Genomic DNA, 10,376 nt, shown 5'->3' with positions numbered 1-10,376 from the left:
CCAATGCGGCGCATGGCCTGGTTAAGTTCAGCCTGAACCGGATCACCCTGGCGCTTTTTGAGCGACTCATCGATTCCGGTCAGAGCTTTCTCCCGCCATTCTTCAAGGCGGTAGATTTCGATATTCAGCTCACGGGACAGAGCATCAACAGATTCTCCCCGTAGCATGCGCAGGACAACTTCTCGTTTGCGGGCGGCACTCCACCGCTGCCCTTCGGCCAGCGGTCCTGTAGCGGTTTCGTTCTGGTTCTTTACTGTCATTTTTAATCTCCTTGGACACGGGAACATTATCCCAAATCAGTGTCCAAGAAAACCGGCGTCGCCCCATGAGGTTCAACGCTTGGTGGGCTCAGCACGAGCACTCCTGAGCTTAGAATGTAACCAAGTAGAAGAGATCAATATCGCCGGATTTGTAAACGGAGCCCCAACATATAAAGGGATAACCTCAAAAAAGATAAGCTGGAAAATTGTTTCTACTGGTCTCACCACCGCAACACAAAAAGTCGGTAATGCCAAACGAGAGAGCAAATATTCCGCCAACAAAAATGCGGTTAAGGTTTGGGAGACTAAGAATGGACGTATCAATAAAACGATTGGTGATTTTGGAATCACATTACTAAAATCAACGAGTAGGGGAGCAGATCCGAAAGAATTTTACTTTTCTGCTGGAGGGGCTCCGGAAAAAGCGTCAGTCTATAATAGACCAACAATTGTAATGAATTTAAAAAACCACACACCGACTGTCTGCTCTGAGCTTATGTCTATAGAGGTAAAGGCCGCTACAAAGTACTTTGATTTTAGCAAGTTTAGATCTTCTCACTCAGGAAAAGATTTGCCGCCAAAAATAATCGAAAAATTGGGCATTATACGAGAGGTTCTTTCTGAACAATGTGAACAATTAGCAGCAATGAGATTTGCTTTTTATCCACTCTATGACCCCAGGCAGAAAGATCTTGTTTATGATGGAACCATGCTTAAAGATTCAAACTGGTCTATACATGATGGAGTTATAGCAACAAGCTATGACAGTTCAAGAAGGTTTAAGCTGAAAGCCAGAAGCCCCTTTAGTGTGGTTGGGATAGATTTTGAGGGGACATGTGAGCAAGACCCTGTATTGCAACTATCACCCCAATACAGCGGAGGCTTTGAGCGAGAGTTTGGAAAAAAACCTGAAATGTCAGACTTTAATTTTGCAGCTATGCATATTGCCAAGGCTTACAAAAAAGAATGTCCTGATGCAAAGAAAATTCATTTCAAAATTGACCCTGTACCCGACGAATACTACTGTAAAGAGGGAAATGACTGTTACTTAGTTTGGGACAGTGAAGCTTCATTAAAAAAACCAATAAATCTCTTTGAATATAAAGATGATTCTTATTACATTAGCGACTATAATGAGTTGCTGACTACTTTATACGAGGGTAACTTTGAACGTCTTAAAGACTATACAAGCTATCTCAAGTTCTTCCACAATGATTTTATTGAAATCTACTCAGATTACTGCAGCAACAAAATCAAAGATCCTGTTGGGCGAAAAATAGTCCCAATAGAGACACGTTATGATGAAAATGGGTTTGTAGAAAGTGAACGTCAAACAGGGCCTTCTCGTGAAATTTTTATTGAGCGTAAATATGCAAGTAATTTTGACTCATTTTATGGTCAAAATAAGCTTTGGGCCATTCAGCGACTTATGAATATAAGGCTCAAAAGTCAAAATTCTAGTATAGGTAGTTACACTTCTAAGATTAGCAATTTTTATGCATCCGCAATCAATGATTACAATCAACTGGTGTCACAGGTGTCTGGTCATTGTTCAGACAATAAAATATCTACAACATACGAAAACCTATACAGGTTTTTTCACAAATAATTGTGGATTTTCAAGACGAATGCCCCTGTAAATCTTCAGGGGCATTTTTGTCAAAACTAAGCAGTATTGGTTGAATCTAAGATTTCCCGACTCCAAAACTGTTTTCCTGACTTTCGATAGGGGGGCTTTCGACTGTTTTTCCTGTTGAATGTCCTGTCAAAACTCAACCATTAGTAGACGATGACAACTTAGGGCTGTTGCCAAAAATGATTTCCGGGATTTATGGAAATGAAAAATCGACTGTGGGGATTATTCAGCGGAGATAGATGGTCAAAATATGTATTGCTTTCAATCTGTACGAATTGTACAATTTGTACAGATTGGAGGTTGACATGACAAAGATCGGTGTTTCTGATGCGCGAGACAATCTTAGTGAGGTTGTAGACCGCGCCCGCTATACCCATGAGCGAGTTGTGCTGACAAAGCGAGGCCGTGAAGTGGGGGCAATCATTTCTATTGACGACTTAAAACTGCTGGAGATGCTGGAAGACCAGCTCGATGTAAAAGCTGCCAAGCAGGCTCTTGAAGAATCTCAGGGGGAGCGTATCCCATATGATGAGGTTCGCAGCAGGCTGGGCCTTTGATTGATGACTTTTAAAATTGAACTGACCCCGGCAGCAGAGAAAACCCTTGTCAAACTCGCCAAGGGTGATCGTGCTCTTGTAAAAAAGATCGACAACGCAATCATGGGGCTGGCTGAAGACCCAGCCCCTTTGAACAGCAAGCAATTATCTGGAGAAAATCCGCCTCTCTATCGAGTTCGGGTTGGTGACTATCGTATTCTCTATCAGATTGAGAAAGATGTGCTTGTGGTTCTCGTTGTCCATGTCGGCCATCGAAAGGATGTTTATCGATTTCTGAAGCGGCATTAGGAGAATATCCCTATTTCTTAAAGAGCAAAAGGGAGATTAGTATTCCCCTGACTAGAAATTTTAAAGATACCGTCATGGCAAGGGCCAAAGCAGATAAAGAGTCCCGCGAAGAGCTAATCGTAGAAGCAACCAATGCTCTTCTGAATTTCAACATTGATATGCGTTTCCAGGCTCCGCCCACACCTTATGGGGCTAAACACTTAAGGAGAGAGGAGGCATGTCATGATTGTTGGTCAAAAGGTTGGTTATGCTCGTGTCAGCACAAATGCCCAGGATTTAGGTATTCAACGGGAAAAGCTGGCAGATTGTGACCGTATTTTCGAAGAGAAAGTTTCTGGGCGTCGCGGAGCAACACGGCCCGCCCTTCAGGAAGCATTGGCCTACGTTCGCAACGGCGATGTTTTTGTTGTCACCAAACTGGATCGGCTTGCTCGCTCTGTGCACGACCTGATGCAGATCACTCAAACGCTCCAGGATAAGAACTGTGACCTGCAGGTTCTTGATCAGGAACTGGACACATCAACACCGACCGGGCGATTGATTTTCCATGTTCTGGCTGTCATTGGCGAGTTTGAACGGGAACTGATCACTGAAAGGATCAACGAAGGTCGGAAGCGGGCGATGGCAGCAGGTGTCAAATTTGGTCGAAAGCCAAAGCTGTCAGAGTTGGAAGAGAAGTCCCTCGCCTCTTGGATTAAAGAAGAGGCACTGACCAAAGAAGAGCTGGCAGAAAAATTCAACGTTTCGGTAACAACCGTCTATAGGCGTATAGCGGCGATGAAAAAAACTGCCGCCTGATACCGATAGCCCCCTTAAGAGCTATTCAGCTCAACCGCCAAAGGGGGCTCTGTTTTCAAAAGCGAAATTTCCTACATTTGCCAAACTGGCTGACTGCTCGATACCTATCCTTCCAAAAATGAATTTCTGATTTTTGAAATCATCATCTGGACCTTTACCGCTGATTGTTTTGAATGCCTTTGATCGTCTGAGATCACTTAAGGATAAGCATTTAACAGCCGAAATTACAGGGTCCACGTGTCTGGTAGTTTTAATTCCCATAGATATTTGTGGGAATCGGCTTCATCGTTGTGGTATGCCTTTTCTGTGAGATTTACTGACTCTGCCAGAAGATTAAAAGACGTGACATGAAAAATCGCGATCGGTTCAAAAGACCCATAAAGATATTTGGCTTTTTGTATTTTTCTTTCAACTTCCTGATTTTTATCGTGTTGTCTACCTTGTGTGCCTACACGATCCTAAAGTATCAGGAGGCTTCGATGGTTTGGGGCTACTTGCTCATTCCTGTTTTGGGGATGCTGTCAGGTTACTGGATCCGTACAGAAAAATACGGTCGAACAAGAAGCCTGATAATAGTAATAAGCCTGATTTGCTCTTCGGCTTTTTTCTATTTTGCTTTTGTCGTTGGTCCACAAATGGATGAGCTGAAAGCAGATAAATTTCAAAAAACACACGCTGAAAACAAAAGTATGATTGGTGAGCCGACACAGCGATTGTTTCTCAGTTCCTGTGCAGGGGATATCAATATCGTAAAGGAAATATTGGCCAAAGGCGTAAATTTCAACTCACTATGAACCTGTTCTTGAAACACTAATCAATCTAGAGGCGGTAATGAGAACCTCGTTCAAGCTTCTTCTGGTGGTCCTGCTTATCTCGATTATTGCCCTTGGCTTCATCGGCTATCGCCAGTTCACGTTACCGAAGACAGCCGAGATGGAAGAATTCTTTTCCAGGCAACGTGCGATGTTCAAACAAAAAAATGCGGCAATACTTACTGCCTTGTCGACGAATACGGCAATTGCTTCCGGAGCCGATAAGGACGTTGGCTATCAATGGCTCGAAACGGAACCAAGGCCTGATTCCTACCAGCAGGGGGGATCGGTGACCGTTCGATATTATACGCACATTCGAGGAGTCGGCGTCGGGGCATTTGGGACCGGAATCGCCTATATTGACCCGGCAAGAAAGGAAAAGATCTATCCAACGCTTGAAGATATGGCTTCCGATGCTAAAAAGGTTGAAGGTTTCATCGGTTACAGCCATATCTCAGGCAACTGGTATTCCTTTTTTTGGGAGGCTGATTGACTCGGCCCGACAATAATAACCAGTTTTGGTTGCTGAGGTCCCTTGTTTGCTCAAGGGCATTTCTCAAATTCTAAGCGCCGACATTTTTTTATGCAGCTCTGAAAGTTCGTCCCAATACTTGACCTATATTGCCCCTCTGGGACACTTTGCACGCATGCGTCGTAGCAGCTGACTTTTGATTTCCAGATGCTTACATTCTTTTCATACCGATCTTTTTTCAAGTACTGGCTCAATACATTGACAGCGCCTGAAGGACTATACATCCCCGGCCACCCCATGACAGCTCCGTTTCTTTTTTTCCGCCATGAATTTTTAACCTTGCTGCCAAACGAGCGGCTGAGACCATCAAGTTGTGCAACCGGAATTTTTTCTCCACATTGGTTACTACCCTCTATGCCACTTGATGGCCCTGAAGCGTTTTCCGAACCTAAGCTCACTTCTGTTGAAGGGTTATTGTTTTGATCAAAATGCTCCTGTCCGGCGTAGGTTTGGCCCGGAAAATTATGTGTACTTGAAGATCCTGCAGACGAACCGTTTGAGGTTCGGGTTCCGTTTTTGAGGCCATTTTGCCTACTCCGGTTTATTTCCGTCGCGATGGCCATACTGCTCATGACAGTATTGAACATTGCCTGTTGCTGGTTTTCTCGATTTTGAACTCTTTGTTGATATTCCTGATCGAGATCTGCAAGCGCTTGGTCCAGATGCTGAATATTGGCATTTGGAATGGTGCAACCTTCTTGATGGGCTTTTGTTACGGTCCTTTCCGCCAGAATATACTGCCCTTGTACCATGAGACCATTGAATTCTTCCCTGATCTTGTCGCACTTCTCAGCCGCCTGTGCCGTTCGGATCTGTGCCGCACCATTCAATGCGAAATTGCACTGTTCTCCCTGGGCTAAAGAAGCCTCTGCTGATGACCAGTTCTCTCGTTCTATAGCGTTTCGGAAGGATGTCTCAAATATTTGACAAACAGTGGAATGGCCGGCGGAATAAAAGCGACAGTCGCGTGACCGGCTGAGAACAGATTGGGCCCAACCTCCGTCCCCTGAAGTGATGGCCAAGTTGAACTCACCCTCTAGTTGTTTGCAGTCAAACGGTTTTGATGGAGAAGGGGGCTCGGAACCATTTTCATTCGAGGTCGTGTAGTGTCCACCATCGGTTTCAAAAAGGGAGATATCTTCTGGCCTATTATCCGGATTGCTATATTGACCGCCGGACGTTGAAAAAAGCGAGTCCTGGGCCGGACCGATAGTTGGAGGATTTGTTTCGTTAAGCTGAACAATTGAATCCCTCCATGAGCACCCTGCAGCCATTTCAAGCCATACGTCGCAAAGGGTCTTGTTTCCCTCACTGAGGGCTTGCTTGTATGCTGCCTCCATGCTCATACAATCACTGAGGGAGGCGGCCGGGCCCGATTCGAAGGGGGCAAGGGAAGTGTCTATCAGGTTAAGCCGTGATTCTGCCTCATAAACCCAGTCACAGGTAAAGGTTCTGTCAATTGCTTGATCAATCAAAGCGCGACATTGAGCAATGTTTTCCTTTTTAAAATGATTTTCGAATTGAATCTTTTTTTGTAAACAGACTTGTTGTATAGACGTATTGGTTGTGTCTAGCCAAGCACACTCTTGGGCTTTTTCTGCAATATCCCTCATGCGAGTAATGTTCTCGTCATGGGTCGCTGCGACAAACTGTTCCCTTAGCTCATGACAATAGAGCAATTTACTCCATTGCCAGTCAAATTGGGAATCACAGCTTCGATTTCTTTTTTGGATCTGGTAACAGGCTGCATAGTTCTTGTTTTTGTACTCCTGCTGGAATTTTTTGTTGATCTCAATACACTCTTTTTCTCGTGCGTTGGCGGCAGCCTGCCGTTCCGGGCTATGTTTTTCCTCACAGTTGACGATCGCTTGCATTTGCGAATTGCACCATCCAGTCTGAACATCAAGCCATTTTTTTTCATCTTTACAAAAATTAAAAATGCAGCGTTCTTCCCAACAAGGGATCGAGGTGTCGATGGCTATGCATGTGTCATATTTCTGAATCGCCTCCAGGAGGCTGAGATTTTCATATGCTTCAAATGTGTTTTGCAGGTAATCATCAAGTAATGACCCTGCAAAAAGATTGGGAGCTGATATTAAAAGAGAGGCCAGGGCTAAAAACAACATCCGCATCATACTCGACTCCAAGCTTCAGCAATCATTGAATTCTAAACATTTTTGTGGAGGACTGTGTGAGCCCGTCCCCTTCAAGCAATACTCTGACCTCAAATTCCCCCCTCGCTTGGCTGGGTCGCATGTTTTGCTTCCACTGGTTTGAGCCCTTTTTAGCAGGAATGTTTATAGGATCAGATGTAAAAAGAGTTTTTCCGTTCGACAATATTTCAAATCTGAAAAGGAGTTCGGTTTTTTCCGGCGGAGATGGACCTGTAATGATGTAATTGATACCGATATCGAACGGCTGCCCAATGGTCACGGGAGATGGATTTACTCTTACCGAGGTGATGCTCAGAGCGGATTGTGCTTTTTCTATTTTTTTAACATCGGTTGCGGACAGCGCGTTTGAATCATTTTCCAGGTAATGTTTGGCGATACTCATCTGCCGATCGAAAAATCGGCTCATTTGCTGGGTGTGCCGATAACGCGACTCCATACTGCTTAAACGGTTTAAGCTGTTTACATCGAGCTGGCGAGCGCGGGAAAAAGCAGCGGCAGCCTGCTGGGTTTTTCCGTTTTCGTGGAGAAGACCGCCGTAGCGAAGATAAAAAAGAGGATCAGGGTTTTCTTGTTGATGACGGATGGCTTTTGTCATCAAATCCAGGCCTTGCTCTAGTTTGCCATTCGCCCAGTTGACCAAAGCTAAATTTGCAAAAGAAACCGCGATTACGTTGCCTTTGTGATTCCCCCTGCGGGCTGTTTCCAGGGCGCTATTGTAGTATTTTTCCGCTTGGGCGAAGTTGCCTTGAAAATACCTCGCTATCCCCATGAGAGTGTATCCATCACCCTTGCCATTTGCTAGGGCATTATAGGTTTTGGCATCCTCGAAGGCCTTATCGAAATCCTCCATCAAGACAAGCAATTGAGCGCGGCGGAGATAACCATATGAAGCCTCTGGTGCGCGCTTGATGAGATAATTTAAATCCGCCAATGCTTCGTGAAGTTGACCATTTTTTCTAAATTCCAAGCTGCGTTGCAGATAGGCATCAAAGGTTTGTTTTTCTCCTTTTGGATAGATAGTTATTCTTTCCGTGCCCCGATCAATGGCCACTGTCAAATCCTCAATGGCGGTTCCACAATCAGATCGACAGATATAGCTTCTGGCAATGGCGCGAAAAAAGTAAGATTCTCCGTTACTTGGATCCAGTTCGATGGCTTTGCTCAGATCTTCAATAGCTAATTCGAACTGGTCCGAGTTAAGATAGGCCTGCCCTCGCACCAAATAAGCCCAAGCAGCTCCTGGCTTTTTTAATAGGGCCCGCGTAGCACCGGCAACGGCTTCGCTGCTTTTACCTTGCTGGATAAGTAAAATGAGATCAAACGCTTGCTCGTTGTTTTTAAGCGAGCTGGTGGATTTGTATTTTGCATAATTTCTTTGTACTTGCTGTAAAGAATTAGAAGAGCCTGTCGATTTACACCCTGCCATCAGAAGAAGTAGCGCAAATATAATTAATATTCTTCCCATGAGATGCTCCCCTCTTAGACAATGATAAATCTAATCCCCACAAATAGTCGTGGAAACCAAAGACTCTCATGATTGACCGCTGGCATCAAGTAAGAAAGCTATCTTCTTTTATCGTTGGGAATTATGGGCATTACGATAAGAGCCCCTAGAAATTTCTAAATGGTATTTAGTTTTTGGCAACCTTTACGGCGGGTGTCAAGGTAGTTGTCGCCTCAACCTTTTCAAGCAGCTTCTGATTTCAGGCCCTCTTCGGAGGGCCGTTTTCGTTCAGGGTTTAGTCGAACGATCTCTATTGGTGTCCAGTTACGGATCTGTCTTGCCCAGCGCTCCGGATTCTTCTCCCGCGCTTGTTCATAAACGTTCTTTCGGTTCTTCAGCTTTGCAGTGTCACGCCCGTAATGTCGGTCATCTGGGGTGACGAAACGGATCTCACTGTGTAGGTGCTCAGTGTTGTACCAGTGAACAAAGGCATCCACCCATTTCTGCGCGTCCTGCTCCGTTGCAAATGGACGAGAAGGATATTCCGGGCGGTACTTCATTGTTCGAAACAATGACTCGGAAAACGGATTATCGTTGCTGACTCCAGGGCGGCTGAATGATGGAACAACGCCGAGTCGCTGGAGCGTTGCGAGCATCGTTGACCCCTTCATTGGGCCGCCATTGTCGGAGTGCAGGGTTAAACTTTTCGGATCAACACTGTACTGGTGGAACGCTTTAACAAAAAGCAGTGCACTGTTCTGGCTACATTCTTTGGGGAACACCGTTGCCGCAATAATCTTGCGGCTCCAGACATCCAGGATCATATAGAGATAGAAGAACTGCCCCCTGATCGATGAGCGCAAGTATGTAATATCCCAGGACCACACCTGACATGGGCCAGTTGCCGTTTTCTCTTTCGGGCGGCGGTGTGTGGCCGGTCGACTTCGCTGTCGGTGAGTGAGCTGATTCGTTGCCCTCAATATCCGGTAAAAGGTCGATTCTGAAGCGATATATTGCCCTCTGTCAGCCAGGCGGGGAACAATCTGCTTCGGAGATAGCTCCCGGTACTCTGGAGAGTTTGCCACTGCCAGAACGTGCTTCTGCTCTTCCACGCTGAGCTTGTTTGCGGGAGCGGTCAATGGCCCACGTCGTCTGTCTTCCTTCTGCAGCCGCCATCGCTGTATGGTGCGAGCCGCAAGACCCAAGGTTTCTGCTGCTAATTTCAAACGGGCTCCTTGAGAGATCGCATCATCGATCAACATAAGAACCTTCTGGCGCTCTAGCTGTCGGTGTCGTCGTCCTCGTCCCCCCAGATTTCTTGGGCTTTTTTTTTGAGAACCAGCAGCGCCGCCGTTTCGGCCAAGGCTTTTTCTTTGAGCCTGAGATCTTTTTCCAGATTCCGGATGCGCTTGCTTTCTGATGCATTCTTTTTGTTTTTCACCGGAACAGGTTTCAGCCCGTCTAGCATCTGCTCACGCCACTGTTGTAAGTGAGCTTCATGCAGGCCTTTGTTGCGCAAAAATGCACCTAGTTCTTCATCTGTTAAACTGGCGGCTTCAAGCACAGCAGCTAGTTTCTCTTCGGGACTCCAGTCTTGTGGTCGTTTCATCGTGGTCGGCACTGGCAAGCAAATAGGTTCGTTCTCCGGTTCGACACACTCGTTTTCTTCTGCAGCAGCGGCTTTCATCCATCTGTAGATAGAAGTAAGAGAGGCGTCGAACTCTTCTGCCAATTCTGCAATGGGAAGAGCATTGGGGCCAATCGCCTTCTGAATGATCATGGCCCGATACGCTTTAGAATACATGTTCCTCCGAACTGCCCCAATGATTTGTTTTGGAGTTCAGTTAGAGGCGACAACTATCCTGACACGGGGGG

9 protein-coding genes and 1 pseudogene are annotated in these 10,376 nt (G+C 45.7%); 6 read left to right on the top strand and 4 right to left on the bottom strand.

Annotated elements, in window-relative coordinates:
• Nucleotides 1–215, bottom strand: a pseudogene (locus BUB13_RS18345) (IS3 family transposase); the annotation flags it as partial.
• A gap of 127 nt (nucleotides 216–342) precedes the next feature.
• Here BUB13_RS18345 and BUB13_RS18340 point away from each other — a divergent pair.
• The 6 genes from BUB13_RS18340 (at nucleotide 343) to BUB13_RS18315 (ending at nucleotide 4,844) form a co-directional block, all read left to right on the top strand.
• Nucleotides 343–1,869, top strand: coding sequence for a hypothetical protein (locus BUB13_RS18340; protein ID WP_139249438.1), 1,527 nt, complete (start codon nucleotides 343–345; stop codon nucleotides 1,867–1,869).
• Nucleotides 1,870–2,201: 332 nt separating this feature from the next.
• Entirely contained in the window at nucleotides 2,202–2,453 is a 252-nt protein-coding gene (locus BUB13_RS18335) for a type II toxin-antitoxin system Phd/YefM family antitoxin (RefSeq protein ID WP_072910209.1), read from the top strand.
• A gap of 3 nt (nucleotides 2,454–2,456) precedes the next feature.
• On the top strand, nucleotides 2,457–2,741 hold the full coding sequence (locus BUB13_RS18330; RefSeq protein ID WP_072910205.1) for a type II toxin-antitoxin system RelE family toxin: 285 nt from the start codon (nucleotides 2,457–2,459) through the stop codon (nucleotides 2,739–2,741).
• Nucleotides 2,742–2,963: 222 nt separating this feature from the next.
• Nucleotides 2,964–3,539 carry a recombinase family protein gene (locus BUB13_RS18325; protein ID WP_072910204.1) on the top strand — a complete coding sequence of 192 codons (576 nt, stop codon included), beginning with the start codon at nucleotides 2,964–2,966 and terminating at the stop codon, nucleotides 3,537–3,539.
• A 479-nt stretch (nucleotides 3,540–4,018) separates the two neighbouring features.
• Nucleotides 4,019–4,333: a hypothetical protein gene (locus BUB13_RS18320; RefSeq protein ID WP_139249437.1), complete on the top strand. Its 315-nt coding sequence runs from the start codon at nucleotides 4,019–4,021 to the stop codon at nucleotides 4,331–4,333.
• A gap of 37 nt (nucleotides 4,334–4,370) precedes the next feature.
• Nucleotides 4,371–4,844: a hypothetical protein gene (locus tag BUB13_RS18315; RefSeq protein WP_072910202.1), complete on the top strand. Its 474-nt coding sequence runs from the start codon at nucleotides 4,371–4,373 to the stop codon at nucleotides 4,842–4,844.
• Nucleotides 4,845–4,894: 50 nt separating this feature from the next.
• Here the strand turns inward: BUB13_RS18315 and BUB13_RS18310 are convergent, their stop codons facing one another.
• From BUB13_RS18310 to BUB13_RS18300, 3 genes are all read right to left on the bottom strand, one after another.
• Nucleotides 4,895–7,018, bottom strand: coding sequence for a hypothetical protein (locus BUB13_RS18310; protein ID WP_072910201.1), 2,124 nt, complete (start codon nucleotides 7,016–7,018; stop codon nucleotides 4,895–4,897).
• A 22-nt stretch (nucleotides 7,019–7,040) separates the two neighbouring features.
• Nucleotides 7,041–8,522, bottom strand: coding sequence for a tetratricopeptide repeat protein (locus tag BUB13_RS18305; protein WP_072910200.1), 1,482 nt, complete (start codon nucleotides 8,520–8,522; stop codon nucleotides 7,041–7,043).
• A gap of 221 nt (nucleotides 8,523–8,743) precedes the next feature.
• Nucleotides 8,744–10,305, bottom strand: a protein-coding gene (locus BUB13_RS18300) for an IS3 family transposase (RefSeq protein ID WP_425269196.1) whose coding sequence is annotated in 2 segments (ribosomal slippage) — nucleotides 8,744–9,825 and nucleotides 9,825–10,305 — 1,563 coding nt in all. Because the reading frame shifts where the segments join, the coding sequence is not laid out codon by codon here.
• Nucleotides 10,306–10,376: the final 71 nt, after the last annotated feature.

The organism is Malonomonas rubra DSM 5091, assembly GCF_900142125.1.
GTDB classification, from domain to species: domain Bacteria; phylum Desulfobacterota; class Desulfuromonadia; order Desulfuromonadales; family Geopsychrobacteraceae; genus Malonomonas; species Malonomonas rubra.
This window is presented reverse-complemented; position numbering and strand designations above follow the sequence as displayed.

Excerpts from the sequence above, each read along its gene's own strand:
- BUB13_RS18310 (WP_072910201.1), bottom strand. The coding sequence starts at position 7,018 with ATGATGCGGATGTTGTTTTTAGCCCTGGCCTCTCTTTTAATATCAGCT.
- BUB13_RS18325 (WP_072910204.1), top strand. The coding sequence starts at position 2,964 with ATGATTGTTGGTCAAAAGGTTGGTTATGCTCGTGTCAGCACAAATGCC.
- BUB13_RS18330 (WP_072910205.1), top strand. The coding sequence starts at position 2,457 with ATGACTTTTAAAATTGAACTGACCCCGGCAGCAGAGAAAACCCTTGTC.
- BUB13_RS18315 (WP_072910202.1), top strand. The coding sequence starts at position 4,371 with ATGAGAACCTCGTTCAAGCTTCTTCTGGTGGTCCTGCTTATCTCGATT.
- BUB13_RS18305 (WP_072910200.1), bottom strand. The coding sequence starts at position 8,522 with ATGGGAAGAATATTAATTATATTTGCGCTACTTCTTCTGATGGCAGGG.
- BUB13_RS18335 (WP_072910209.1), top strand. The coding sequence starts at position 2,202 with ATGACAAAGATCGGTGTTTCTGATGCGCGAGACAATCTTAGTGAGGTT.
- BUB13_RS18320 (WP_139249437.1), top strand. The coding sequence starts at position 4,019 with ATGGTTTGGGGCTACTTGCTCATTCCTGTTTTGGGGATGCTGTCAGGT.